Genomic DNA, 24,745 nt, shown 5'->3' with positions numbered 1-24,745 from the left:
TGGCAAACCGTATTCCATAGCTGGAACCTGGTCAATCGCTGATTGCCCGCAAAGTTCTTGGCGTTCGACGCCGGGCCGGTGGCCCGGGTGTCGACGAGATCGCCGCGCGGGCTGTCCGGTCCGTCTCCGGCGGCCGCGGCGCGACGCCTGCTCGGGACCGGCGTCGGCATCGTGCCCGGGTGGACGCGGTCGGCGGCTGCCGTGGTGGGCTCGGCCGGGCAGCGCGCTCGCGTGCTCGTGCGGTGACCGGGCCCCCGCGCGACGGGCCCGTGGCGGCGACCCCGCGCCCACGACGGTCCGACCGTCGCCACGCCGTGGCAAGACGAATCAGCGTGTCGTAGCCGGTCCGAATGTTTCGCCGGGCAACAATCTTGAAACGTCGGCGTCAAGCGGCTGCACCCGTCACCGGGACGGCGTACCCGGCCCGGCCATTTCGACGTCGTCGGAGACCGTCGGCGTCGACGACGTGCGGATCGACCCGACCGTCAGGACGACGAGAGCGACCCAGATCAGGGCGAACCCGGCCCAGCGGGCGACGGGCATCGGTTCGTGTCCGACGAGGACGCCCCAGGCCATCTGCAACGCGGGATTCAGGTAGAACAGCAGCCCCATCGTGATCAACGGCAAGCGCTGTGCGCCCGCGGCGAACAGCAGCAGCGGCACCGCGGTGACCGGACCCGCCAGCATCAGCAACACCGCGTGCCAGGAGCCGTGCCCCGTGACGTGGCCATGACCGGTCACCTGCAGTGCGACGAGGTAGCCGGCCGCGAACGGCAGCGCCAGGAACGTCTCCACCGCGACGCTGACCCGCGGATCGGCCGTCACCACCTTCTTGACCAGACCGTACAGCGCGAACGACACGGCGAGTCCGACGGCGACGTAGGGCGGCGCGCCCACCTCGACGGTCAGCATCACCACCGCGACGACCGCGAGCGCCAGGGCGATCAGCTGCCAGCGGCCGATGCGTTCGCGGAAGACGAGGACACCGAGCGCCACCGTCACCAGGGGGTTGGCGAAGTATCCGAGGGCGGCGTCGACCACGTGTCCGTTGGTCGCCGCCCAGATGTAGATCCCCCAGTTGATCGAGATCAGGGCCGACGAGGCCACCAGCAGAAGCCAGGTGCGGCCGGAGAGCCTGCGCAGATCACCGATCCGACGCGCGACGAGCAGCACGACGATCAGGCACGCGGCACTCCACACGATGCGGTGCGCGAGTACCTCGAGCGCGCCGGCGGGCAGCAGCAGGGGGAAGAACCCCGGGGACAACCCCCACCAGACGTACGCGCCGATGCCGAACGCGACACCGGCGCGACGTCGCTGCGCGGCGTCGGAGCGGGTCGTCACGTGTCGTGGTGGCGCAGGACGTCGAGCGCGTGTCGGAGGTCGGCCGGGTAGGGGCTGGTGATCTCGATGCGTCGGCCGTCGGCGGGATGCGCGAACGCGAGCGAGCGTGCGTGCAGCCATTGGCGTTCCAGCCCGAGGCGCTTCGCCAGCGTCGGGTCGGCACCGTAGGTCAGATCCCCGCAGCAGGGGTGGTGCAGAGCCGAGAAGTGGACCCGGATCTGGTGGGTGCGGCCGGTCTCGAGGTGGACGTCGAGCAGGCTGGCCGCGACGAAGGCCTCCACGGTGTCGTAGTGGGTGACGCTGTGCCTGCCGCCCTCGCTGACGGCGAACTTCCAGTCGCTGCTGCGGTGCCGGGCGATGGGCGCGTCGATGGTGCCGCTCGACGGATCGGGGTGGCCCTGCACCAGCGCGTGATAGCGCTTGTCGACGGTGCGCTCCTTGAACGCCCGCTTGAGCACCGTGTACGCGTGCTCGGACAGCGCCACCACCATCACGCCGGACGTGCCGACGTCGAGGCGCTGCACGATGCCCTTGCGTTCGGGGACGCCCGAGGTGGTGATCCGGAAGCCTGCGGCGGCCAGCCCGCCCAGCACCGTCGGACCGGACCATCCGACCGACGCGTGGGCGGCCACGCCGGCGGGCTTGTCGACGGCGACGATGTCGTCGTCGGCGTAGAGGATGTCCATGCCCTCGATGTCGATCGGCGGATTGTCAAGTGGCGCAGGCGCTTCCGGGAGACGGACTTCGAGCCACGCCCCGGCGACGAGGCGGTCGGACTTGCCGACCGGGGCGCCGTCGAGGTCGACGCCGCCGTCCTCCGCGATGACGGCCGCCGCGGTCCTGGACAGCCCGAGCAGCCGTGCCAGCCCGGCGTCCACCCGCATGCCCTCCAGGCCCTCCGGCACCGGCATCGACCGGGTGGTCATCCCTCGCGCTCGGCGTCGGCCTCGGGGGCGTCCGTCGCGGCGACGTCCGTGGCGTCGGGGTCGCTGGGCTCGGTGACCGCCGCCGCGGGCTCGGCCGCCCGCTCCGGCCGGCGCCTGCCCTCGGTGTCGAAGTCGTAGCCGAACAACGACAGTGCCACCAGCAGGATCGCACCGCCGACGACGGCCGGGTCGGCGACGTTGAACACCGGCCACCACCCGATCGACAGGAAGTCGACGACGTGGCCGCGCAGGGGTCCCGGCGCCCGGAAGAACCGGTCGACGAGGTTGCCGAGCGCCCCGCCGAGGATCATGCCCAGCCCGAGGGCCCACCACGGCGAGACCAGGCGCCGCCCCATCCAGATGATGCCCACCACGACGCCGGAGGCGACCAGCGTCAGTATCCAGGTGTAGCTGGTGCCCATCGAGAACGCGGCGCCGGAGTTGCGCACCAACGTCCACGTCACCGTGTCGCCGATGATCGACACCGGCTGGCGGGGGGTCAGGAGCCGCACCGCGAGGACCTTGGTCACCACGTCGAGGAACAGGACCACCCCGGCGACCGAGAGCAACAGGCGCAGCCGGCGCCGCCGCGGCGCAGGCGCAACGGTGTCGTCGCCCGCCGTCACGGGCTCGGCCGGTCCCGCTGATTCTTCCGTCACGCGACCATCATCCCAAAGCCCCGATGGTGAATGATCGCCGCATGAACGAAGCGCCCGGGCCGGGTGACGCTCCGCGCAGGCGCGTCGTCCTCGTCACCACCGGCGGCACCATCGCGACGAGCGTCGACGCCGACGGCGTGGCCCGGCCGACGCACTCCGGCAGCGCGCTCGCCCAGGGCCTGCCCACCGTCGTCGCGCTCGACGTCGTCGACCTGCTCGCGGCGGACAGCTCCGAGCTGCAGCCGTCGGACTGGGACCGGATCGGTGCGGAGGTCGCGGCGGCGGTCCGCGGTGGGGCCGACGGGGTGGTCGTCACCCACGGCACGGACACGATGGAGGAGACGGCGCTGTGGCTGGACCTCACCTATGACGGCGACGTTCCCGTCGTACTCACCGGGGCGATGCGCAGCGCCGACGCGCCCGACGCCGACGGTCCGGCCAACCTGGCGGCCGCCGTCGCCCTGGCCGGGAATCGGGAGAGCCGCGGGCTGGGCGTCGCGGTCACCCTCTCCGGAACCGTGTGGCAACCGTTGGGGCTCACCAAGACCGGATCCGGTTTCGTGGGGACCGTGATGGCGCCGACCGCGCGGGAGCGCACCTACTTCGGTGCGCTGCGCGCAGCCGCGGCGCCGCGGGTCGACGTCGTCGCCGTGTACGCGGGCAGCGATGCGGTGGCGCTCGACGCCTGCGTGGCGGCGGGCGCGCGGGGCCTCGTGCTGGCGGCGCTGGGTTCGGGCAATGCGGGCGCCGCGGTGATCGACGGCGTGCACCGGGCCCGTCGGGCGGGCGTCGAGGTGGTGGTCTCGACGCGCGTGCCGGGAGCGCGGGTCACGGTCGGCTACGGCCCCGGCCGGATGCTGGTCGACGCCGGCGCCGTGGTGGCACCGAGCCTGCCCGCCCCGCAGGCCCGCGTGCTGCTGATGGCCGCGTTGGCCGCGGGGCGCTCAGTGCGCGACGTCTTCGCCGTCCTCGGCTGAGGGGGCCGCCGAGAACGCGGTGGCCGTCATCCCCGCGACGAACTCCGGCCAGTCCAGGCTGTCGACCGGGTTCGCCCGCGTGACCTCCGGACTGTCGTGGGCGAGGGTGTGGGCCTGGCCCGGCCCGGTGGCGCGGGTCTCGAAGCGCACGGTCATCACGCCGTGGCCCGCGCCCTGCACCCAGCCGTGCCCGAACCGGGTGTGCCGGACGTCGTCGCCGATGCGCCACGCCACCGGGGCTGCGGTCTCGGCCATCGTGCGGGGTGACTCGGCCTGCTGGGCGTCCGACGCGTCGAGGGTCTGGTCCAGGTCGGGGAACAGCGATTCCTGCAGGACGTCGGACAGGCCCGAGAAGCCGACGCCGACGAGGCGCACGGGGCCGATCTCGCGCGGGTCGAGCAGCAACCGGCGGGCGGTGCCGATGAGCGTCGCGGCGTCGGCGGTCGCATACGGCAGCGTCGCCGACCGCGTCACGGTCGACATGTCGGACTTCTTGAGCTTGACCGTCACCGTGCGGGCCCCGCGGCCGTCGCGCAGCAGCCGCTGGTGGGCGTGGTCGCCGATCGGACCGACCGCGTCGCGGAGCTGGTCGAGCGTGACGAGGTCCGCCGCGAACGTCGACTCGGCGCTGATCTGCTTGGACTCCGCCCGCTCGGCGACCGGCCGGTCGTCGATGCCGCGGGCCAGCAGGTGCAGGGCGGGCCCGACCGTCGCGCCGAGGACGTCGGCCACCTCGGAGTCGGTGAGCGCCGCCAGCGCGCCGACGGTGCCGATGCCGAGGCGGTGCAACCGCTCCTCGGCCACCGGCCCGATCCCCCACAGTCGCCGGACGGGCAGCCCGGCGAGCAGCGCACGTTCCTCCTCGCGGCCGACGACGCGCACGCCGTCCGGCTTGGCCAGCCCCGACGCGATCTTCGCCAGCTGTTTGCCCGAACCGGCGCCGACGGATGCGGTCAACCCGGTCGTGGCGAGAATGTCGCGGCGCAGGTCCTCGCAGAACCGCACGACCGTGTCGGCGTCCGCGCCCGCCAATTCCGCGGGCTCGCCAAATGCCTCGTCGAACGATAGCTGCTCGAGAATTGGCACCACCGCTCTGACGGTGTCGAGCACCCGGGCGCTGGCCACGCCGTAGACCACGCCGCGCGGCGGCAGCACCACCGCGGACGTGCCGACCAGCCGACGGGCCTGGTGCATCGGCATCGCCGATCGGGCGCCGAAGACCCGCGCCTGATAGCTGGCTCCCGCGACGACGCCCCGCCCACCGAGACCGCCTACCAGCACCGGCCGTCCGCGCAGGGTGGGGCGGGTCAGCTGTTCGACGGAGGCGAAGAACGCGTCCATGTCGAAGTGCAGGACCCAGCGTTGCCCCATGGACTACTTGTACGTCACCGCGGCGACGATGGTCATGAGCGGCCCCGGCGCCGTGGCCTGCAGGTGTCGCACGCGGGTGCGGAATTTCGCGAAGACGGCGAAAAAAACTATTTGCCGCATCACCGTTCGAGAGTGCCCGAGCCGCGATGATTGTCTACACTCGTCGAGAATTCGTTCTCGCGGCCACGTTCATTGGGGAAATTCATGACTTTGAAGCACGCACTGCTGACGGCGGCAGCCGGCTCAGCTCTCGCGCTCGCGCCGCTGGCCCTGACGACCGTCGCGATGCCGGCCGTCGGTCATGCCGACAAGCAGCCCAAGTGCGACGAGGCCGCCGTCGCCGATCCCGCCCAGCCCGCGCCGGCCCCCGCCTGCAACCAGCCCGCGCCGCAGGCCCAGGGTCAGGGGCAGACCCTGAACTGCCCCGACGGCACGATCGTCGACACGAAGTACGGCAAGTGCGTCAGCCTGACCGACGGCATCGCCAAGCAGCTGCGGGCCCTGCCCGCGCCTCCCGGACTGCAGGGCTTCGGCAATGCTGCGGGCGGCGGAGGGGGCATCGGCGGATTCAACGGAATCCCGTCGCTGGGCACGATCAACCTGCCCAGCGTCGTCCTGCCCAGCCTGGGCCTGGGCCTCGTGCCCGACATCAACCTGAACCTGCAGCCCAAGTTCTGACCGCTCCCCAGTCCTAGAGGACCCCGAAGACCCGACTTCGTGCCGCGTTCGATCGAGCTGACCGCTGCGTCGCCCCACCCACTGGCCGACATCCGGCGTGCCTTCGACGACGAGGCGTACTGGCAGTCGCGGTTGACCGCATTCGAGGGCGGCTCCCCCACCCTCGACTCGCTGAGCACCGACGCGTCGGGCCGGACCTCGGTGACGATGACGATGCGGTTCGGCGGGGACCAGCTTCCCGACCCCCTGCGGCGCCTGCGGCTCGGCTCGCTCGAAGTCGTCCAGAGCGAGCAGTGGGACGCCGTCGACGCCGGTGTGCTGCGTGGCGCGATCGACGTCGACGCCCGCCGCACGCCCATGTCGGGCCGCGGCTCGGTCCACCTGACCCCCGCGGGCTCGGGCACCACGCTCGCGGGCCATGCCACCGTCGAGGTCAACGTCCCGCTCATCGGGGGCGCGATCTCGAAGTTCATCGCGGGGCTGTTGGCCAACGGGATCGTCGACATCGTCCGCGTCACCGACTCGTGGCTGGCCGAAAACCCATGAGCCAAAACACTTTCCGAGAGCACCGGGCGCCGGGGGCCGACCCCATACGATGAGCCCCGTGGACAACACGCTCGCCTACATCGACCAGGGCTCGTTCCTCGCCCTGCGGGCCCTTGGGCGCGGTCCGCTCATCCAGTTCACCTGGGTCTACGACCGGCCGATCGACCTCGACGGGCTGCGCCGTCTGCACGCCAACCTGGGCCACGGCCTGCTCGGCCGGTGCATCGAGCGCTCCGCGGTGCCGTTCGGCCGTGACCGCTGGGTCAGTTCGTCCGGTCCGGCCTACCTCGAGCTGGCGGCGCGGGACCGACCCCGGGCCGACGTGTGGACGTGGGCCGACGAGCGCGTGCGCCTCCCGCTCGACCCGCAGCACGGGCCGCCGTGGCGGCTGGGCGTGCAGCCGCTGGAGGGTGGCGGCGCGGCGGTGACCCTCGTCGTGTCGCACTCGGTCGGCGACGCGAAGGCCATCATCGACGCCCTGGTCGACGCCGTCACCGGGGTCCGGCGCGATCTCGGATATCCGCCCCCGGGACGGCGGACGCGGCGCCAGGCCGTGCGCGAGGACGCCGCGCGGGCGGTGCGCGACCTCCCCGAGATGGCCAGGGCCGTCGTCTCCGCGGTCAAGGTGGCCCGCAGCGAGAGCGAGGGGCTGTCCACGTCGGTCAAGTCCGGCGGCAAGAAGCGCGCCAAGGTCGACGCCACCGAGGTGGTCGTGCCCAACGCGACGGTGTTCTTCGACCTCGAGCACTGGGACGAGCGGGCGAGAAGCCTTGGCGGCAGCAGTAATTCGCTGTTCCTCGGCCTGGGGGCCCGACTCGGTCAGATCCTCGGCCGGGTCGACGACGACGGTTTCGTCCTGGCCTCGCTGCCGGTCAGCGAGCGCCACGACGGCGACACCAGGGCGAACGCCCTGACCGCCGCGACGGTCAGGGTCGACCCCAACCGCGTCGTGCACGATCTGTCCGCCGTGCGCAGTGATCTGAAGACGGCGCTGACGGCCCTGGCCGACACCCCCAACGAACTGTTGGGCCCGCTGGCCCTGGTGCCGCTCACCCCCGCCTTCCTGGTCCGGCGGCTGGAGGGAATGGTGCAGCAGGTCGGCAACCCGATCGGATGCTCGAACCTCGGCGAGCTGCCGCCGGAGCTCAACCGTCCCGACGGCACGGACGCCGCGCGGCTCGCCATCCGGATGATGGAGCCGCAGATCACCACGACGGTGCTCGAGCGGATGGGCGGCATGCTGTTCCTCGGCTCCGGCCGCATCGACGGGCGGATCTTCGTCACCATCGCGGGCTGGATCGTCGGTGGCACGAATACCCATGCTGCCCTGAAGGATTCGTTCCGTCGGGCGCTGTCGGACATGGGATTGTCGGGCGACGTCGAATGAGCAGGGACGTTCCGATCTCCTCCGACGGCATCCGGCTCGGTCAGTTCCTGAAGTTTGCCGGCATGATCGACAGCGGTGCGGACGCCAAGGGCGTCATCGCCGACGGACGGGTGACGGTGAACGACGAGGTCGAGACGCGGCGGGGTCGTCAGCTGCATCACGGCGACACGGTGGCGTTCGACGATCAGGTCGCGCGCGTCACCGCCGACGACGACGCCGTCACGCCCGACTGATCGCCACCCGCACGCCGTCGCCGATCTCGACGGCATCGGCATGATCGCCGAACGCGAAGTCGACGGCCAGGATCTCGTTCGCGATCAGCTGCGCGTGGGCGCTCGCCCAGTCCTGCCGTGGCGGCGGCACCGACATCGTCACGCTGATCCTGTCGGACACGTCCAACCCGGTCGACTTGCGCAGATCCTGGAGTTCGCGGACGCGGTCCTTGGCCCACCCCTCGGCCTCCAGCTCGGGTGTCACGGTGCCATCGAGCACGACCAGCCCTGCGCCGCTGGGCAATTCGGCGGTCCACTCCGGTTCGGCCGCGACGAGTTTGGCGCTGTACTCACCGGGCTGCAGCACCGCGGGCCCCGCGGTCAGCGTGCCGTCGTCGTTGAGGACGCCCTCGCCGGCCTTGACGGCCTTGATGGCCGCCTGCACGTCCCTGCCGAGCCGGGGCCCGGCGACCTTGGCGTTGACCGTCAGGTCGAAGCGGCCGTAGGCGTCGATGTCGTCGGTCAGCTCCACGGCCTTGACGTTGAGCTCGTCGGCGATCAGATCGACGAACGGCCGCAGGACCTCCGGCTGCTCGACCGCCACGGTGAGCTTGGGCAACGGCAGCCGCACGCGCAGCTTCTTGGCCTTGCGCACCGACGACGCCACGGAGCAGACGTCGCGGACCTGGTCCATCGCCGCGACGAGTCCGGGGTCGGCGGGCAGTTCGCGGGCCTCCGGCCAATTGGTCAGGTGCACCGACCGCTCGCCGGTCACCCCGCGCCAGATCACCTCGGAGATCAGGGGCAGCAGCGGCGCGGCGAGCCGGCCCGTCACCTCGAGCACGGTGTGCAGGGTGTCGATCGCGTCGCGATCCTCGTTCCAGAACCGCGAACGCGACCGGCGCACATACCAATTCGTCAATGCCTCGGTGAATTGGCGCAGCTGCTCGCAGGCCAGCGAGATGTCGCAGACGTCGAGGGACGCGGTGAGCTCGTCGCGCAGCGCCGCCAGCTTGGCCAGGACGTAACGGTCCAGCACGTGACTCGAATCGGTGCGCCAGGTGCCCTTCTGCGGGGCGTAGAGCGCGAGGAACGAATACGCGTTCCAGAACGGCAGCAGCACCTGACGCACGCCGTCGCGGATGCCCTGCTCGGTCACCACGAGGTTGCCGCCGCGCAGGATCGGCGACGCCATCAGGAACCAGCGCATCGCGTCGGACCCGTCCCGGTCGAACACCTCGCTGACGTCGGGATAGTTGCGCAGCGACTTGCTCATCTTCTGGCCGTCGCTGCCGAGCACGATGCCGTGGGACACGCACGTGCGGAACGCCGGCCGGTCGAACAGTGCCGTCGCGAGGACGTGCAACAGGTAGAACCAGCCGCGGGTCTGGCCGATGTACTCCACGATGAAGTCGGCCGGGTTGTGGTGGGCGAACCAGTCGACGTTCTCGAACGGGTAGTGCACCTGCGCGTAGGGCATCGAACCGGAGTCGAACCACACGTCGAACACGTCGGGGATGCGTCGCATGGTCGACTGCCCGGTCGGGTCGTCGGGGTTGGGCCGCGTCAGCTCGTCGACGTAGGGCCGGTGCAGATCCGTCGGGCGCACGCCGAAGTCACGCTCCAGCTCGTCGAGACTGCCGTAGACGTCGATCCGCGGGTAGCGCGGATCGTCGGACTTCCACACCGGAATCGGGCTGCCCCAGTAGCGATTTCGTGACACCGACCAGTCCCTGGCGTTGGCGAGCCACTTGCCGAACTGGCCGTCCTTGACGTGCTCGGGGTACCAGGTGATCTGCTGGTTGAGGTCGACCATCCGGTCGCGGAAGTCGGTGACCTTGATGAACCACGACGACACCGCGCGGTAGATCAACGGGTTCCGGCACCGCCAGCAGTGCGGGTAGGAGTGGTCGTAGGTCTCGTGGCGCAGCAGGACCGCCCCGTTCGCCGCGGCAGGCCCGGATTGATTCTTCAGGTCGCGGATGATGTTCGGGTTGGCGGCGAAGACCTGCTGACCCTCGTAGTCGGGCACCGTCGCGTCGAACCGGCCCTTGGAGTCGACCGGGGTGACCGCCACGATGTCCGCGGCGTCGCACGTGGCCTTGTCGTCCTCGCCGTAGGCGGGCGCCATGTGCACGATGCCGGTGCCGTCCTCGGTGGTGACGAAGTCACCGGGCAGCACGCGAAAGGCGTTGGCGGAGTCCATGAAGTACGGAAGGGGCGGCAGGTACGACAAGCCGAGCAGGTCCCGGCCGCGGTAGGAGCCGAGCACTGCCGGCTCCTCGCCGAGTTCCCGCGCGTAGGCGGCCAGCCGCGCCTCGGCGAGGACGTACCGCCTGCCATCGGCACCCTCGATCTGAACGTAGGTGACGTCGGGATTGACCGCGACGGCCTGATTGGACGGCAGCGTCCACGGCGTCGTCGTCCACACCAGGAGGTACGCACCGGCCAACTCGCCCTCGGTGACGACCTCGAACCCGACCGTCAGGGCGGGGTCCTGCCGGTTCTGGTAGACGTCGTCGTCCATCCGCAGCTCGTGGCTGGACAGCGGGGTCTCGTCGTTCCAGCAGTAGGGCAGGACCCGATTGCCCTCGTAGGCCAGGCCCTTGTCCCACAGCTGCTTGAACGCCCAGAGCACGGACTCCATGAAGCTCGGATCCAGGGTCTTGTAGTCGTGGTCGAAGTCGACCCACCGGGCCTGACGCGTGACGTAGGCGCGCCACTCCTCGGTGTACTTCAGCACCGAGGCACGGCACGCCGCGTTGAACGCGTCGATGCCCATCGCCTCGATCTGCGACTTCTCGGTGATGCCGAGCTGGCGTTGCACCTCGAGTTCGGCGGGCAGCCCGTGGGTGTCCCAGCCGAACCGCCGCTCCACCTTGAAACCGCGCATGGTCTGGTAGCGCGGGACGATGTCCTTGACGTAGCCGGTCAGCAGGTGACCGTAGTGCGGCAGCCCGTTGGCGAACGGCGGGCCGTCGTAGAAGACGTACTCCTCGGCACCGTCGCGTTGGTCGATGCTGGCGCGGAACGTTCCGTCGCGCTCCCAGTAGTCGAGGACCTCGAGTTCGAGGTCGGGGAAGCGCGGCGATCCGCTCGCCGGCTTGGGGTAGGCCGTCACGTCTGTCCCGTCTCCTGTGCCCTGGTTCGTCAGGCACGGGGACGACGGTCGCGCTCGGGCGCGAGCACCGCGGTACCACCCCGCTTGCGCACCGGGGTGCGCCGCTCGAATCGGGCGATCACGGGCCCACCCGTCCGGTTCTACTGAGCTCGCCCCGACGACGGTCGGGGTGGCCGTTCTTCCGAAGGCTCCCCGGTGATGGCCGGATCGACGCCTGTGGGCGCGAGTCTACTAGTGGGCCAGCGCCAGTTCCTGCGTGGCATGGACCGGCGGGGTCGCCTCGGACGTCAGCTCGATCAGCGCCAAGGGGAACTGCTCGGAGAGTTCGCGAACGGTGTACGGCTCGAAGCTGCGGGCGTCGAACCACCAGTCCAGGGCCAGCACGTCACCGTCGCGGTAGGCGCGCAGTTCCAGGACGTGGCCGAGGTGCGGCTGGGTCGCCGCGGTGGGTCCGCCGGCGAACAGCACGCTCGACACGGGCTGCGACCGCGGATCGGCGGGCACGCCGCGGATGAGGTGACGCACGGTCAGCGAGTCCAGCGCGCGGTGCACGCCCACCAGCATCTTGTCGGCGTCGAGCACGTCGGGTGACGCGCACGCCAGCTCCACCCGGTGCAGGCTGGCGCCGTACCCGAGCACGTCGACGTCGATGGAGCCGCCGCCGATCGTTCGCTCGACGGCCCGGCCGAGGGCGGCCAGCAGGATCTCGTCCCCGCTGAGCTCGAGGGCGCCGGCGGCGCCATCCAGCTCCATGGTCAAGAGTTCGGACAGCGGTGCCGCCACCAGGTGCAGGTCGGTCGCCTCAGGAGCGCCCTCGACGTCGTAATCAGTCAGCTGCATGTTTGCGCGCGTCATGTGAAGGAGATTACACGACTGTCCCAATTGTGGGACACATCTGCCAAAACCGTGACGACCGTGTCAATTTGGAGGACTCTGTCCGATTTGCGGCCCGCACTGCCCAAATGAGGGAAGACCAGCTAAGCTACCTCCCGTGCCACGGACAGACGAGAACGGCAGGCAGCTCAAGACCCTGCTCGACTACCTCCTCGATGGCGAGGTCGACGCCAAGGCGATCTACGACGCGCTCGGGACGTCGAGCAGCACCTACTACCGCCGCATCAAGGAAGCCGACTACCCCAACGCCGAGGAAATGCGCCTCGTGGCCGACCGCTTCAACCTCAGCTACCCCGACCTTCAGGTCAGATTCGGTCTGATGAGTCGCGAGGAGGTCTGGAGCTACGTGGAGTCGGCGCCCGTCTCGGTCGCGACCATCGCCGAGCCGGTCGTCGAACGACGGACCGCGGTGCACCGCCCGCGGCTGCGCGACCTCACGCCGCGCAGCGACGCTCCCCCGCTTTAATCAGAAGTATCTGCTGACGGAATAGTCTCGAAGGCGACATCTCATGGGTTTGGCAGTCCTCATCACCATCACGCTGCTGTGCATCGGGTGGAGCCTGTGGATTCGCCGTGTCACCTGGTCCTGCCGGTGGGAATTCGCGGCGACGCTCAACATCGCACTGCAGGGCGCGACGGTGTTCATGATGTCGCCGTTCGCCTCGGAGACGCTCGGCCACTGGCTGCACGGGCTCACGGGCATGTGGAACCTCGAGGACTACATCGGCCACGACATGTACGTCGTGGCGGCGTCGGCCATCGTCTACAACTCACTTGGCCGGCTTCAGGACGACCACGCGATGCAGACCACGTTCAAGCAGTACGTCGAACGCCCGGCGACGCTGTGCATCCCCCTGCTGCTGGCCACGTTCTCCCTGGGCAACGGCGCGGCCGTCTACAACGCCGACTTCTTCGAGGTCCGCACCGACTTCTGGCTCGGCGCCTACTGGATCCTGCTGTGCGGCACCCTGGTCTACCTCCTCGGCTACGGCTCGCGCGCGCTGCTGGTGCTGCGCAAGGATCCGCGCTCGCGCACCGTCGCCAACATCTACCTGGCCGCCTCGGTCAGCGGGATGCTCGCGTGCTCGGTGCGCATCGTCACCGTCTTGGTTCCGTCGCTGCAGCCGATCGAGAACGGCACACTGGTGTGGGTCTTCGCCTGCATGTGCGGTGCCGGGTTCGCGCTGACGTCCGCCTACTCGTGGCGCATCAAGACGAAGTGGTTCAACCCGGTGAGCCGGTGAGCGACCGACGTCGCTGAGACCACTCGCACCGCCGGTGCGCACCGGGCGGTCTCAAGGTGAACCACCACCGCGTCGGGCTACTCCTGACGGAACGGCCCGGTCTCCGCGGCCGAACCACGTATTGGCCCGCTGAGCGGTGTGATCTTTCCCGCATGACCGGGCACGCGCGGCTCACCGGTAGTTCGATGGTGAACTAACATTCATTTGCTAGCCTGCACTGGCCGCCAGCGGCGCGCCCGGGTGCGGACGAAGTAGCTGACAGACTGTGCCATAGTCGTTCTCGCTACATTTCGCATTGCGTGGTCGCGTTCCCTAAGCTCGACACGACGTCTCGTTCCGCTGCAGAGAGGCTTTGCCAATGCTCGACTCGTCGATACCCGCGATCCTTCGCGAGCGAGCCAGCCTGCAGCCGAACGACCCCGCATTCACCTTCATCGACTACGACGTCTCCTGGGATGGCGTGGAGGAGACGCTGACGTGGTCGCAGTTGCAGCAGCGCGTGGTGTCCCTGGCCGCCGCGATCCGCGAGCACGCCGACATCGGTGACCGCGCCGTCATCCTGGCTCCGCAGAGCATGTCCTACATCCTGGGCTTCCTGGCGTCGTTCGAGGCCAACGTCATCGCGGTGCCGCTGTCCACGCCGACGACCGGAGCCCACGACGAGCGTGTCTCGGCGGTGCTGCGCGACGCGCGTCCCACCGTGGTCCTGACGACCGCGAACACCGCAGCCGACGTCGCCCCCTACGCGACCGCGCAGGAGGGTGAGGCCGCCCCCGCCGTGCTCGTCATCGACGAGCTGGACCTCACCGTCCGCCGCCGGTCGACGGCCCGTCGCGAAACCCCACCGGAGACCGCGTACCTGCAGTACACCTCGGGCTCGACCCGCACCCCCGCCGGCGTGATGGTGTCCCAGCGCAACCTCTTCGCCAACTTCGAACAGCAGGTCGCGTCCCTGCTGACCGAGTACGGCAAGGTGGCGCCCCCCGGGACGACCACGGTGTCGTGGCTGCCCTTCTATCACGACATGGGGCTCATCCTCGGCATCTGCGCACCCATCCTGGGCGGCTGGCATTCGGTCCTGATGAGCCCGATCGCCTTCCTGCAGCGGCCGGCCAGGTGGCTGCAGCAACTGGGACTGCGGACGAAGGCCCTCACCGCCGCCCCGAACTTCGCCCTCGACCTCGCGGCCGCGCGCTCCAGCGACGACGACCTCGCGGGAATCGATCTCGGTGACATCCTGGCCATCATCTGCGGAGCCGAACGCGTGCAACCCGTTTCGGTCAAGCGCTTCACGCAGCGGCTGGCCCGGTTCAACTTTCAGGGCAAGGCGATCCGCCCGTCGTTCGGACTGGCCGAGGCCACGCTGTTCGTCGCGACCCGCGAGGCCGGCGAACCGCCGTCGGTCGTCGTCTTCGACACCGAGAAGATCACCGCGGGCGTGGCCAAGCGCAGCACCACGGGGACTTCGCTCATCAGCTACGGCATGCCCGAGTCGCCACTGGTGCGCATCGTCGATCACGACACGAGCCAGGAGGCGCCCGCCGGGACGATCGGCGAGATCTGGGTGCACGGCGACAACGTCTGCGAGGGCTACTGGAACAAGCCCGAGGAGACCGAGAGCACCTTCCGCGGCGTGCTCGCAACCGCCGACGATGACATTCCAACCGAAAGATGGCTTCGCACAGGCGATCTGGGGTTCTTCTCCGACGGTGAACTGTTCATCGTCGGCCGCATCAAGGATCTCCTGATCGTCCGCGGGCGCAACCACTACCCCGATGACATCGAGGCCACCGTCGGCGCGGTCTCGGGCGGTCGCGTCGCGGCCATCTCCGTCGAGGAGGACGCCGTCGAACAACTGGTGGCCATCATCGAGATGAAGGAGCGGGCGACCCCGGAGGAGACGCAGGAGAAGCTGTCGTCGGTCCGCCGCGACGTCATCGCCGCCATCTCGCAGGCCCACGGGATCAGCGCCGCGGATCTGGTGATGGTCTCGCGGGGTTCGATCCCGATCACCACGAGCGGCAAGATCCGCCGCCAAGCCTGCGTCGAGCAGTACCAGCGGGGCGGGTTCGTCCGGATGGACGCCTGACGGAACCACGTCGAGGTCCGCGACGAGCGGTCCCTCACGGTCACGTGGTCACCGGGGCGCTGATCTCCTCCCGTCGGGTTTAGCAAAGGGCACGGCGCGACGTCGGCCACGGCACCGCTCCGCCGTGCCACCCGCTGTGGTGCGCCGTCGGCAGCGCACTCTTCGACGAATCCCGGGAGTTTCGATCCTCGACGACCGCGACGGACGTCGCCGACGGGGCGGCTGACCCGCCCGGTCCGAGACCCAGACGAGCGCACGAACACCGTTCACGTGCGGACTGCGATCGCCGTCCTCCACGAGTTTGCGACACCGCGCTCCACGCCTTTGCCTTGACGCCAATATCGTTTCAAGATCAGCCGTCGGGAATGGCGTCTAGGTCGATATTCGTCGCGCGATCGTGCGTTCAGTGAATGGGATTTGTTTCTCCGGCAGCAACACGTCGTTGTTGCGAAGAATCGCGAATTCGGACGGGTTCAAATGCGTCCCGGCATTTGAGTTGCACCGCCGTTGAATCGTGCTATATCTCACACCTAGACGGAGCGTCGTCGGGTGCCTCGAATCGACCTGTAGCGCGCATCTGAGGGGTTTCACCTTCACCCGGGAGGAAGCACAATGACGCTCGCATTCATCACGCCGTTGCGACATCCCCACAACTCCGCGGACTACGGCCAGGTCGAGTCGCTGCTGAAGGACACCTTGGCATCGATCAGCCGGCAAACATCTGAGGACTTCGTCGCGATCGTCGTCGGCAATCGCGCACCGGCTTTTCCGCTACCGCGGCGAACCCATTTCGTCAACGTCGACTTCCCGCCTCCGTCGGCTCTTCATGGGCCGTGCACCGGCCGTTTGCCCTCCGTATGGGACAAGTGCACCAAATTGGGTATCGGTCTCATCGCCGCGCGGGACTTCGCCCCCGACTACGTGATGTTCGCCGACGCCGACGACTTCGTGCACCGCGATCTGGCGGCATTCACCCGCGCCCATCCGGGCCAGCCGGGATGGGTCATGAAACGCGGCCTGATCTATTCACGGCGGCGCAACGCCTACGGCGTCCGCAGGCACCTGCACCGCATCTGCGGCAGCTCGCACGTCGTTCCGTTCGACGCGTACGGCGTGCCGTCGGCGTTGACGGTCTCGGCGACGCAGCAGGAGGTCGCGCTCGCATTCCGCGACTACGCCGAGAGGGTGCTGGGCGGGCACCGGTATGCCTACGAGTGGTGGGCCGACCGGGGGCGTCGTCTGCAGCCCCTGCCGTTCGCCGGCGCGGTCTACCACGTCGACCACGGGGAGAACCACTCCGGAAGCCAGCTCCTCGGTCCGGGCCTGCCCTACCGCAGCCACCTCGAACGAGATTTCGGCATCCGTCCGTCGCGCGGCACGGCATCGACCCTCTGGTGCTCGGTGGGCCCGGCCGCGATGAAGCCGGACCTGCGCCCGCGCCGGCCGTTCTTCATGCGGGCGAAGGCCGACACGCTGGAGTCCTATTCGGCTGGGCTGCAATCGGTCTGACGCCGCTAGCGGTCGGTCAGGTACCGCTTGAAACCGTGCTTGCGCATCATGTACACCGCGGCTTCGAACTGCTTGCCCGCCCGGAACCGGCCGCGCACGTCGACGTGATGGTGAATGGTCTCGATGCTGGGGTCGAACTGGCGCTCGACGCCCTCGCCCTGCAGGCGGATGGCGAAGTCCTGCGCCTCGTGCTCCCGGATGTGCGGGTCGTAACCGCCAAGGGTGCGGAAGACGCGCGCCGACACGATCATGTTGCCCTCGTGCACCCAGTAGGTACGCACGGCGGCCGGCTCCTCCAGGATGTGCGGCCACGCCGTCATGGCCGACCGGCCCAGGCGGGCCACCCCGCGGGCCAGCCTGGGCTTGCGACGCAGCCGGTCGATCGCGGGTGGGAACCCTCCGGTGAGGTGGGTGGGTAGCGAGAACACCGGACCGTAGTTGTACGGCTCCTGGGTTCCGTCGGCGCGACGCACCAGGCCACCGATGACCCCGACGCCGCCCGGTGCGTACCGCGCGTAGAGGTCGGCGGCGACCGACGCCGTATTCGTCGTCAGCAGATCCATGTCGGCGTCGATGAAGTGGATCAGCGTCTCGTCGTCCACGTGGTCGAGGATCTGGTTGCGGTTGCGCCCGGCCCCCTGATTGCGCGGGCTGCGCACCAGGGTCACGGCGTCGCCGAATTCCCGGACCGCGTCGACCGTGTGATCGGTGGACGCGTCGTCGAGGACGAACACCCGCCGATACCCCTGCGCCAGGACTTGCGGCAGCAGGCGCGAAAGATAATCGGCCATGTTGTAATTCGGAATGGCGGCGACTACAGGCAAAACTTCTGGCATATTCCTCGGGTTCATCCCACGGGTGGCTCGTCAGGTCTTTAGCGCCGTAGCTTAGCCCACACTCGTTGAGGTCGCCGACGTCGCGAATACTCCCGGTAGCAAAGCGTTAAACGACGGCGAAGGAGGCCAATGAATACCTTTCGGCCGAACCGAACGGTGGCCGACCAGTTGTCTTCTCGGCAGGTAGAGTATCGATCCGTGATCGAGCTACGCGACGTCGGCAAGTCCTTCGGCGGGTCTGCACCGGCGCTGCGCGACGTGAGCTTCGACGTCCCCGCGGGCTCGATCTGCGCGCTCCTCGGCCACAACGGAGCGGGCAAGACGACCACCGTCGGCATCCTGTGCACGCTCCTGACCCCCACGACCGGCTACGCGAAGGTGGCCGGCTACGACGTGGTTCGACAGGCCGCGAAGGTGCGTTCCAGCATCGGCGTCACCGGGCAGGACGTGGCCGTCGACATCCTCCTCACGGGCCGGGAGAACCTGACGCTGTTCGGGCGCCTGCGCGGGTTGCGTCGCAAACAGGCACGCGAACGCGCCGACGAGCTGCTGCACGAGTTCGACGTCGTGGCCGCCGCCGACCGGCCGGTGTCGACGTACTCCGGTGGCATGCGCCGCCGCATCGACATCGCCGCCGCACTCGTCGTGCCGCCCAAGGTGCTGTTCCTCGACGAGCCCACGACGGGACTCGATCCGCGCAGTCGCCGCGCCGTGTGGGGGCTGGTGTCCGGGCTCTCCGAGCAGGGCGTCACGGTCCTGCTCACCACCCAGTACCTCGAGGAAGCCGACGTCCTGAGCGACTCGATCGTCATCCTCGACTCGGGGCAGGTGATCGCCCGCGGCACGGCGAGTGAGCTCAAGAAGCTCGTCGGACAGGGGTACTGCGAGGTCACCCTCGTCGATCCGGCCGACGTCGCGCGCGTCGCCGCACTGCTCGCCGACTTCGACGAGGTCGAGTGCGACCAGGAGGCGTGCACGGTCGCCGTCCCCGCCATCGACGGGGTGAGCACCCTGCGCGAATTGCTGCGCCGGTTGTCCGACAACGACATCGAGTTGATCGACATCTCGTTGCGCAAGCCGTCGCTGGACGAGGTGTTCCTGCACCTGACGCAGCCCGCCGTCACCGCATGACGGCGCTCTCGGCACTCACCGAACGGGTGCTCGTCAACACCTACCGCGATCTGGACCTCGTCTTCGCGATCGTCACGCCGTTGGCGACGTTCATCGGGTTCATGCTGGCTCTGGGGAAGGTGATCGACACCGGATCGCTGAGCTATCCGCAATACCTGTTGCCCATCACGGTCATTCAGGCGACGGTGTTCAGCTCCATGACGACCGCCGACCGTGCCGCCCGCGACCAGTCGCAGGGGTTCGGCGTGCGCATGCAGTCGCTCCCCATCGCCGCCGCGGTCCCCCTGGCCGCCCGGATGCTGTACTGCCTGCTGCGTGGAATCCTCGCTCTCATTACGGCTTTCGTCGTCGCGTACGTCTTCGGCTTCCGGCTCACCGGCGGAGTGGGGTACGCCGTCGCCTTCGTCGCGCTCTTCATGGCGTTCACCCTCGCCCTCTCGCTGGCCGCCGACGCCGTCGGCACCCGACTGAACCGGGTCGAGGCCGCCAGCCAGATCCTCTTCGTGCCCCAGATGCTCCTCGTGCTGTTGTCGACGGGGCTGGCCCCGGTGAGCGCGTTCCCAGAGTGGTTGCGCCCCTTCGTCGCTCAGCAGCCGGTATCCCAGATCACCGAGACGCTGCGCGGATTCACCGACGGCGTGGTTCATCCCAACAACCTCGCGACGAGCCTGGCGTGGTGTCTGGGCATGCTGGTGGTCTTCGGAGCGGTGGCCGTGCGGATGCAGAGGCGACCGGGATGACGTCTGCTCCTCGGCCTCCGTCACTGCTCAGGGAGAGCATCGTCTTCGCGGGCCGCCGCGTGGCGAGATGGCGGCGCTCGCCGATCGTCCCCGTGCAGGCGCTGCTGCTGCCGACTCTGCTGCTGATCACCTACCGTCTGCTCGTCGGCGACTCGATGAGACGGTTGACCGGTAGCGACAGCCTCTACCGACTGGTGCCGATGTGCGCGCTCGCCGGAGCGCTGTTCGGGGCGCTGGCGCTCGGCCTGGCCATCCCCAGTGAGCGGTACACCGGCATCCTCAGCCGGTTCTGGACCCTGCCGGTACACCGTGCGAGCGCGCTGCTCGGGACGCTGCTGGCGGAGGCGATCCGCTCGGTGGGCGGCGGGCTGCTCATCACGGCGGTCGGCGTCGTCATGGGGTTCCGCTTCGCCAGCGGGTGGACCATCGTCCCCTTCGTGCTGATCCCCATGGCCGTGGCCCTGGTCTTCGCCAGCCTCGTGATCGCCGTCGGCGCCCGCGCGGAGAACAACGTCGTCCTCACGTGGCTGGGGACGGGGTCGGTGGGCTTGGTCTTCTGCAGTTCCGGGATGGCCCCCACCGAGCTGTTTCCGTCGTGGGTCGCCCCCGTCATCCGCTACCAGCCGATGTCGGCGGCCATCGAGACCATGCGCGCCCTGGCGGTGGGCGACCCGGCCACCGGTTGGCTCCTGGTGACGGCGGGGTGGGTGCTCGGCATCGGCGCGATCGCGGTCCCGTTGGCGGTGCGCGGGTACCGCATCGCCGCCCAGCACGGCTGATCGGGTCAGCCGGCGAGCTGGAGCTGCGTGCGGACCTGTTCGTAGTCCGTCTGCAATCGCGAGCGCAGCGACTGCACCGCGGCCAGCTTGCGATCCCTGATCGCGGCCGCCTCGCCGAGCATGCCGGTGACGAGGTCGAGCACGGCGCCGGAGGTGACGGCGTCGGTGCGCAGCAGCCACTGTTCGTCGTCGATGGACGCGGCGAAGTCGCGGCACTTGGGTTGGTACTCGAGTGTCAGCACGGGCGATCCGCTCAGCGCGGCGAGGATGCCCGCGTGCAGCCGCGTGACGATGGCCAGCGAGCAGCGGCCCAACTCCACGGCGGCTTCCTCGGGAGTGGCCGGGGCGATGACGACCCCGTCGTCACCCAGCGCGGTTCTGGTCCACTTCCGATCGGCCTCGTTCATCAGGATGCCGACGACCTCGTGGCCGCGGCTGCGCAGGTCGTCGACCGCCACGGCCAACTGCGCAGCCAGCGCGCCGGGGTCGTGACCCCACAGGTCGTCGCCGAACCCGACGTTCACGCCGATGCGCCCCTCCTCGGGACGGACGTCGGGACGCGGCAGTAGCAGCGCCGGATCGCCCGACACGTCGGCGTCGAATCCCATGTCCGCCAACAGGGTAGCGCTGCGCGGACCGCGCACCGACACCTTGCGCAGCCTCGATAGCAGCGGACCCCACCGCGAGAGCTCGTCGCGTCCCGACCCGCTTCGGCGGCCCTGGAAGACCGCGTCCTCCACGCCCACGCCGATCGCGTAGCCACCGGCGTGCCGGGACTGCGACAGGCCGTAGCCGATCATGTAGCGCCAGTGCCGCCGGCCGAGGATCGTCCCGCCCCCGACGAGCAGCGGGGCGTCGCGCAGCGCCCGGCGCTTCCCGGACAGGGTGGCCGCCACCCAGTCCTGCGGCTGGCGCGGCAGGTCGAGCATCGTCACACCGGGCAGCTGCCCCGTGACGGCGTCGTAGATCGCGTCGTCGCCGAGATTGCGGTAACCGTGCCAGCCGAGATAAGAGACGACGGGAGTGGTCACGTGGCGATGCCGCCGGATCACCGCCCGGAACCCGGGAAGCCGCGGTCGACGTCCCACGCCGACCTGGTGCGGCTCGCCCCCTGAATCGCCGTCAGATAGGGGTCGTCCAGCTGATCCTCGGAGTCCTCCATGTCGTCGGACCCTACTACGGGGTAGGCGTCGGTGTTCTGTTCGAACTGCCGGGCGCGGGCCTGCGCGCGGCGCTCGGCGATGAGCTGACGCGGGGTCTTCGACGGCCACCAGTTCGCGTCGCCGACGAGCACGGCGACGGCGGGCACGGTCACCGTCCGCACGATGAACGTGTCCAGCAGCAGTCCCACGCCGATGATGAAGCCCAGCTGGATGACGGTGGCCAGGCTGCTGACGGTCAGGGCCAGCATCGACGCCGCGAAGATGAGCCCGGCGGAGGTGATGACGCCGCCGGTGGCGCCCACGGTCTTGATGACCGCCGAGCGCACGCCGTACTTCGCCTCGTCGCGTATTCGCGAGATCAACAGCAGGTTGTAGTCCGCGCCCACCGCGACCAGCACCAGGAACGCCATTCCCGAGACGCTCCAGTAGATGTCCTGGCCGAGGATGAACTGGAAGAAGATCACGCCGATGCCCGTCGCCGAGACATAGGACAGCACCACCGACAGGACGAGGTACAGCGGCGCGATCAGCGCGCGTAGCAGCGCGGCCAGGATGAGGAACACCACCACCAGCGTCATGATGATGATGTAGTTCAGGTCGGCGTTGTAGTGCGTGCGGATGTCGTTGTTGAAGGCCGAGAAGCCCACCATGCTGATGCTCGCGTTGGCGAGGCTGGTGTTGGGCCGCGCGCTCTCGGCGGCCCGGGTGATCGCCTTGACCTGATCCATGGCCTCGACCCCGAACGGGTTGTAGGCCGTCTGCACCAGGTAGCGGACCGTGTGACCGTCGTCGGAGACGAACAGCTGGGCCGCCTTCTTGAACTCCTTCTGCGTGAGGATCTGCGGAGGGATGTAGAAGCCCGACATCGCGGGGTCGGACGCTTCGCGCTTCATCGCCAGCAGGAAGCTCGACGCCTGGTCCAGTCCGCCGCCGATCTTGCGCGTCTGGTCGACGAGCAGCTGCACGCCGTCGGCGAGCTGCTTGGCCGAGTCGGCCAGCTTGTCCGCACCGCTCTTGACCTCGGCCAGCTTGCCGTCGAGCTGATCGGGGGTGTTGATGCCCAGGTTCTGGGCCGCGGTGATCGCGTTGTCGAGATCCGAACCGACCGTGCGGATCACGTCGTCGACGCGCTCGGTGCCCGTGATGCCCTTGAGTCCCCGGCTCAGCGCCTCCAGGTAGGCCACGTCACCCGGGTCGTAGGCGTTCACCCGGCGCTGCAGCTCGGCCCGCGACGACACGCACGACGGGTCGATGTTGCACGCGACGCTGCCGTTCAACACCGTCAGCATCGACTGTGACGAGTGGTAGGCGTCGGTGATCTGGTCGAGGCTGTTGCCGAGTGCGTCACCGGTCGAGGTCATGTTCGCGGCGAGCTTGGCGGTCTTGTCGATCTGGTCGAGCGTGGCGGCGTCGCCGAGGGTCGCCTTCATCTCGCCGAGGTTGCCGACCATCGACCGCACGTCGGCCAGGGAGCTGATCACCTGGTCGCGAACCTGGTTGAGCACGTCGGACATCTTGCGGGCGCCACCGCTGAGCAGCGACAGGTTCGAGTCGTTGGACGAGATCAGGCCCGAGGCGTCGCCGAGCTTCGAGCCGACCTCACCGGCCTGATAGGTGGACTTGGCCTCGTTGAGCATCTCGCCGTTCGGCCTGGTGATACCGCGCACGACGTCGATGCCGGGCACCTGCGCGATGCGCGATGCCATTTGCTCCAAGTCCGCCAGCGACTTCGGTGCGCGCAGGTCGACGTCCGGCGCGTGCACCATGATGAACTGCTGCATCGTGGTGCTGACCGGGAAGTGCTTCGTCAGCGCCTCGTAGCCGAGGTTGCTCTCGGCGTTGGCGGGGATGTTCTTCCTGTCGTCGTAGTTGTACTTGACCAACGTGGAGCACGCGGCCAGCGCCAGCAGCACCACGAGGCTGCCCACCAGGTGAATCCTGGGTCGCTTCACGATGCGCACCGCCGACCGCCGCCAGAACCGCCCGGTGATGTCCTTGCGCGGGTTGACCCAGCCCCTGCGCCCAGCGAGCACCATCAGCGCCGGCAGGAAGGTCAGCGCACCGAGCAGCGCGATGACGATCGTGACGGCCAGCGAAGGACCGACGGTCAGGAATACCGCCAGGGTGGCGAACGACAACCCGAGGAACGTCAGCGCGACGGTCGCCGCCGACCCGGTGATGACCTCGCCGACCGTGGCGAGCGCGTACACCACGGCATCGTCGGAGCCCATCCCCTTGCGTAGACACTCCTGATATCGACTGAACAGGAAGACCGCATAGTCGGTGCCCGCGCCCATCATCATGCCGGTCATCAGCACCAGGGTCTGTGGACCGATCGGCAAACCCAGCTCCGCCATGGCGGCGACGACCTGCTGGGCCACGCCCATCGTGACGCCGATGGTGAACAGCGGCATCAGCATCGCCACCAGATTGCGGTAGACGATCACCAGGATGGTGAAGATCGTGATGACCGTCGACAGCTCGATGATCGTCTGGTCGTGCTCGCCGATGCTGTTGAGGTCCTCGAACGTGGCCGCCGCGCCGACGACGTTGACGTTGAGCGACGACCCCGCGGTGGCCTTCTTGACGGTCTCCAGCGCGTGCTTGTAGGAGCGCTGCCCGGGCCCGGTGCCCATGTTCCCGGCGAGGCTGACCGGCAGCGTCCAGGCCTTCCCGTCCTTGCTCGTCATGGTCGGGCGGAGCTCGGGGATCGCGACGAAGTCCTGGGTGGACTTCACGTTCGCGGTGTCGGCACGCAGTGCGTCCACCAGTTTCCGGTAGACGTCCTCGTCGGCCTTGGAGAGCCCCTTGTCGTCGGAGAGCACGACGACCGCGATGTTGCCGCCGTCGGCTTCCTTGAAGGATTCCTTCATCAATGCGCTCGCCGCGAGGACCGGTGAGTCCTTGGGCAGCAAATCGGGCGGGTTCCGCTGGGCGACGACGATGAGCGGGCTAACGAGAACGAACCCGGTGACGAGGACCACCAGCCACACCCCGATGACGGCGAAGGGACGTCGAACGACGAACCGCCCCAAGCTCTCGAAGGCCCCATGCACAGACACGCCACGGAAGCGGGGGCGGCTGAACATGGTGAGAGGTTACACCGGCCAGCAACCTCTCGGTTCGAGATGAATCGCGA

The 24,745-nt window shown here is 69.1% G+C and carries 22 protein-coding genes; 13 read left to right on the top strand and 9 right to left on the bottom strand.

The genetic code is table 11. From position 1 onward, the window contains the following. Nucleotides 1–42 precede the first annotated feature (42 nt). Nucleotides 43–246, top strand: a complete 204-nt coding sequence (locus G6N60_RS13220) for a hypothetical protein (RefSeq protein ID WP_163737708.1) — start codon at nucleotides 43–45, stop codon at nucleotides 244–246. 156 nt (nucleotides 247–402) lie between these two features. On the opposite strand, the gene rarD is transcribed toward G6N60_RS13220, so the two are convergent. The 3 genes from rarD to lspA are packed head-to-tail and all read right to left on the bottom strand — an operon-like array spanning nucleotide 403 to nucleotide 2,929. Continuing rightward, nucleotides 403–1,344, bottom strand: coding sequence for an EamA family transporter RarD (gene rarD, locus G6N60_RS13215; protein ID WP_170312535.1), 942 nt, complete (start codon nucleotides 1,342–1,344; stop codon nucleotides 403–405). Continuing rightward, complete coding sequence (locus G6N60_RS13210; RefSeq protein ID WP_163737699.1) at nucleotides 1,341–2,270, bottom strand: RluA family pseudouridine synthase; 930 nt, start codon at nucleotides 2,268–2,270, stop codon at nucleotides 1,341–1,343. Before G6N60_RS13210 ends, rarD begins: the two co-directional genes overlap by 4 nt. Then, nucleotides 2,267–2,929: a signal peptidase II gene (gene lspA, locus G6N60_RS13205; RefSeq protein ID WP_163737696.1), complete on the bottom strand. Its 663-nt coding sequence runs from the start codon at nucleotides 2,927–2,929 to the stop codon at nucleotides 2,267–2,269. The genes G6N60_RS13210 and lspA overlap by 4 nt, the downstream gene beginning before the upstream one ends. A gap of 41 nt (nucleotides 2,930–2,970) precedes the next feature. Between lspA and G6N60_RS13200 the strand changes: the two genes are divergently transcribed. Next, complete coding sequence (locus G6N60_RS13200) at nucleotides 2,971–3,906, top strand: asparaginase (protein ID WP_163737693.1); 936 nt, start codon at nucleotides 2,971–2,973, stop codon at nucleotides 3,904–3,906. Here the strand turns inward: G6N60_RS13200 and G6N60_RS13195 are convergent. Next, entirely contained in the window at nucleotides 3,874–5,277 is a 1,404-nt protein-coding gene (locus tag G6N60_RS13195) for a DNA polymerase IV (protein ID WP_163737690.1), read from the bottom strand. The two genes, G6N60_RS13200 and G6N60_RS13195, sit on opposite strands and share 33 nt — an antisense overlap. Nucleotides 5,278–5,481: 204 nt before the next feature. Between G6N60_RS13195 and G6N60_RS13190 the strand changes: the two genes are divergently transcribed. From G6N60_RS13190 to G6N60_RS13175, 4 genes are read left to right on the top strand one after another with little or no spacing between them, the layout of a single operon-like run. After that, nucleotides 5,482–5,955 carry a hypothetical protein gene (locus G6N60_RS13190; protein ID WP_163737687.1) on the top strand — a complete coding sequence of 158 codons (474 nt, stop codon included), beginning with the start codon at nucleotides 5,482–5,484 and terminating at the stop codon, nucleotides 5,953–5,955. Nucleotides 5,956–5,994: 39 nt separating this feature from the next. Further along, nucleotides 5,995–6,501, top strand: a complete 507-nt coding sequence (locus tag G6N60_RS13185) for a DUF2505 domain-containing protein (RefSeq protein WP_163737684.1) — start codon at nucleotides 5,995–5,997, stop codon at nucleotides 6,499–6,501. A gap of 49 nt (nucleotides 6,502–6,550) precedes the next feature. Further along, nucleotides 6,551–7,888 (top strand): hypothetical protein, encoded by a 1,338-nt coding sequence (locus G6N60_RS13180; RefSeq protein ID WP_163737680.1) that lies wholly within the window; start codon nucleotides 6,551–6,553, stop codon nucleotides 7,886–7,888. Continuing rightward, complete coding sequence (locus G6N60_RS13175; RefSeq protein ID WP_163737675.1) at nucleotides 7,885–8,121, top strand: RNA-binding S4 domain-containing protein; 237 nt, start codon at nucleotides 7,885–7,887, stop codon at nucleotides 8,119–8,121. Before G6N60_RS13180 ends, G6N60_RS13175 begins: the two co-directional genes overlap by 4 nt. Here the strand turns inward: G6N60_RS13175 and ileS are convergent. Both ileS and G6N60_RS13165 read right to left on the bottom strand, forming a co-directional pair. Further along, nucleotides 8,108–11,221: an isoleucine--tRNA ligase gene (gene ileS / locus G6N60_RS13170; protein WP_163737671.1), complete on the bottom strand. Its 3,114-nt coding sequence runs from the start codon at nucleotides 11,219–11,221 to the stop codon at nucleotides 8,108–8,110. The two genes, G6N60_RS13175 and ileS, sit on opposite strands and share 14 nt — an antisense overlap. Before the next feature lie 231 nt (nucleotides 11,222–11,452). Then, nucleotides 11,453–12,076, bottom strand: a complete 624-nt coding sequence (locus tag G6N60_RS13165; RefSeq protein WP_163737668.1) for a hypothetical protein — start codon at nucleotides 12,074–12,076, stop codon at nucleotides 11,453–11,455. 136 nt (nucleotides 12,077–12,212) lie between these two features. On the opposite strand from G6N60_RS13165, the gene G6N60_RS13160 reads away from it, so the two are divergent. From G6N60_RS13160 to G6N60_RS13145, 4 genes are all read left to right on the top strand, one after another. Next, nucleotides 12,213–12,581, top strand: coding sequence for an XRE family transcriptional regulator (locus G6N60_RS13160; RefSeq protein WP_163737666.1), 369 nt, complete (start codon nucleotides 12,213–12,215; stop codon nucleotides 12,579–12,581). 43 nt (nucleotides 12,582–12,624) lie between these two features. Continuing rightward, nucleotides 12,625–13,359, top strand: a complete 735-nt coding sequence (locus tag G6N60_RS13155; protein WP_163737662.1) for a hypothetical protein — start codon at nucleotides 12,625–12,627, stop codon at nucleotides 13,357–13,359. A 358-nt stretch (nucleotides 13,360–13,717) separates the two neighbouring features. Continuing rightward, nucleotides 13,718–15,448, top strand: a complete 1,731-nt coding sequence (locus G6N60_RS13150) for an AMP-binding protein (RefSeq protein WP_163737659.1) — start codon at nucleotides 13,718–13,720, stop codon at nucleotides 15,446–15,448. Between the two features lie 612 nt (nucleotides 15,449–16,060). Next, on the top strand, nucleotides 16,061–16,957 hold the full coding sequence (locus G6N60_RS13145) for a glycosyltransferase family 2 protein (RefSeq protein ID WP_246240627.1): 897 nt from the start codon (nucleotides 16,061–16,063) through the stop codon (nucleotides 16,955–16,957). A gap of 5 nt (nucleotides 16,958–16,962) precedes the next feature. Here G6N60_RS13145 and G6N60_RS13140 read toward each other — a convergent pair whose 3' ends face one another. After that, nucleotides 16,963–17,793: a glycosyltransferase family 2 protein gene (locus G6N60_RS13140; RefSeq protein ID WP_163737655.1), complete on the bottom strand. Its 831-nt coding sequence runs from the start codon at nucleotides 17,791–17,793 to the stop codon at nucleotides 16,963–16,965. Nucleotides 17,794–17,991: 198 nt separating this feature from the next. Between G6N60_RS13140 and G6N60_RS13135 the strand changes: the two genes are divergently transcribed. Genes G6N60_RS13135 through G6N60_RS13125 form a run of 3 tightly spaced genes read left to right on the top strand, consistent with a single transcriptional unit; the run spans nucleotide 17,992 to nucleotide 20,443 of the window. Next, complete coding sequence (locus G6N60_RS13135; RefSeq protein ID WP_163737652.1) at nucleotides 17,992–18,924, top strand: efflux ABC transporter ATPase subunit, DrrA-related; 933 nt, start codon at nucleotides 17,992–17,994, stop codon at nucleotides 18,922–18,924. After that, nucleotides 18,921–19,664 carry an ABC transporter permease gene (locus G6N60_RS13130; RefSeq protein ID WP_163737648.1) on the top strand — a complete coding sequence of 248 codons (744 nt, stop codon included), beginning with the start codon at nucleotides 18,921–18,923 and terminating at the stop codon, nucleotides 19,662–19,664. The genes G6N60_RS13135 and G6N60_RS13130 overlap by 4 nt, the downstream gene beginning before the upstream one ends. Further along, on the top strand, nucleotides 19,661–20,443 hold the full coding sequence (locus G6N60_RS13125; protein ID WP_163737643.1) for an ABC transporter permease: 783 nt from the start codon (nucleotides 19,661–19,663) through the stop codon (nucleotides 20,441–20,443). Before G6N60_RS13130 ends, G6N60_RS13125 begins: the two co-directional genes overlap by 4 nt. A 5-nt stretch (nucleotides 20,444–20,448) precedes the next feature. On the opposite strand, the gene G6N60_RS13120 is transcribed toward G6N60_RS13125, so the two are convergent. Further along, entirely contained in the window at nucleotides 20,449–21,474 is a 1,026-nt protein-coding gene (locus G6N60_RS13120) for a polysaccharide pyruvyl transferase family protein (protein ID WP_163737640.1), read from the bottom strand. A 17-nt stretch (nucleotides 21,475–21,491) separates the two neighbouring features. Beyond that, nucleotides 21,492–24,695 (bottom strand): MMPL/RND family transporter, encoded by a 3,204-nt coding sequence (locus G6N60_RS13115; protein ID WP_163737637.1) that lies wholly within the window; start codon nucleotides 24,693–24,695, stop codon nucleotides 21,492–21,494. Between the last annotated feature and the right edge of the window lie 50 nt (nucleotides 24,696–24,745).

Origin of the sequence: Mycolicibacterium madagascariense, assembly GCF_010729665.1 — a bacterium.
Lineage (GTDB): Bacteria > Actinomycetota > Actinomycetes > Mycobacteriales > Mycobacteriaceae > Mycobacterium > Mycobacterium madagascariense.
This window is presented reverse-complemented; position numbering and strand designations above follow the sequence as displayed.

What these genes read in the sequence shown, in the direction of transcription:
- G6N60_RS13210 (WP_163737699.1), bottom strand. Translation starts at nt 2,270, where the DNA reads ATGACCACCCGGTCGATGCCGGTGCCGGAGGGCCTGGAGGGCATGCGG.
- G6N60_RS13200 (WP_163737693.1), top strand. Translation starts at nt 2,971, where the DNA reads ATGAACGAAGCGCCCGGGCCGGGTGACGCTCCGCGCAGGCGCGTCGTC.
- G6N60_RS13195 (WP_163737690.1), bottom strand. Translation starts at nt 5,277, where the DNA reads ATGGGGCAACGCTGGGTCCTGCACTTCGACATGGACGCGTTCTTCGCC.
- G6N60_RS13190 (WP_163737687.1), top strand. Translation starts at nt 5,482, where the DNA reads ATGACTTTGAAGCACGCACTGCTGACGGCGGCAGCCGGCTCAGCTCTC.
- G6N60_RS13180 (WP_163737680.1), top strand. Translation starts at nt 6,551, where the DNA reads ATGAGCCCCGTGGACAACACGCTCGCCTACATCGACCAGGGCTCGTTC.
- G6N60_RS13175 (WP_163737675.1), top strand. Translation starts at nt 7,885, where the DNA reads ATGAGCAGGGACGTTCCGATCTCCTCCGACGGCATCCGGCTCGGTCAG.
- G6N60_RS13165 (WP_163737668.1), bottom strand. Translation starts at nt 12,076, where the DNA reads ATGACGCGCGCAAACATGCAGCTGACTGATTACGACGTCGAGGGCGCT.
- G6N60_RS13155 (WP_163737662.1), top strand. Translation starts at nt 12,625, where the DNA reads ATGGGTTTGGCAGTCCTCATCACCATCACGCTGCTGTGCATCGGGTGG.
- G6N60_RS13150 (WP_163737659.1), top strand. Translation starts at nt 13,718, where the DNA reads ATGCTCGACTCGTCGATACCCGCGATCCTTCGCGAGCGAGCCAGCCTG.
- G6N60_RS13145 (WP_246240627.1), top strand. Translation starts at nt 16,061, where the DNA reads ATGACGCTCGCATTCATCACGCCGTTGCGACATCCCCACAACTCCGCG.
- G6N60_RS13140 (WP_163737655.1), bottom strand. Translation starts at nt 17,793, where the DNA reads ATGCCAGAAGTTTTGCCTGTAGTCGCCGCCATTCCGAATTACAACATG.
- G6N60_RS13130 (WP_163737648.1), top strand. Translation starts at nt 18,921, where the DNA reads ATGACGGCGCTCTCGGCACTCACCGAACGGGTGCTCGTCAACACCTAC.
- G6N60_RS13125 (WP_163737643.1), top strand. Translation starts at nt 19,661, where the DNA reads ATGACGTCTGCTCCTCGGCCTCCGTCACTGCTCAGGGAGAGCATCGTC.
- G6N60_RS13115 (WP_163737637.1), bottom strand. Translation starts at nt 24,695, where the DNA reads ATGTTCAGCCGCCCCCGCTTCCGTGGCGTGTCTGTGCATGGGGCCTTC.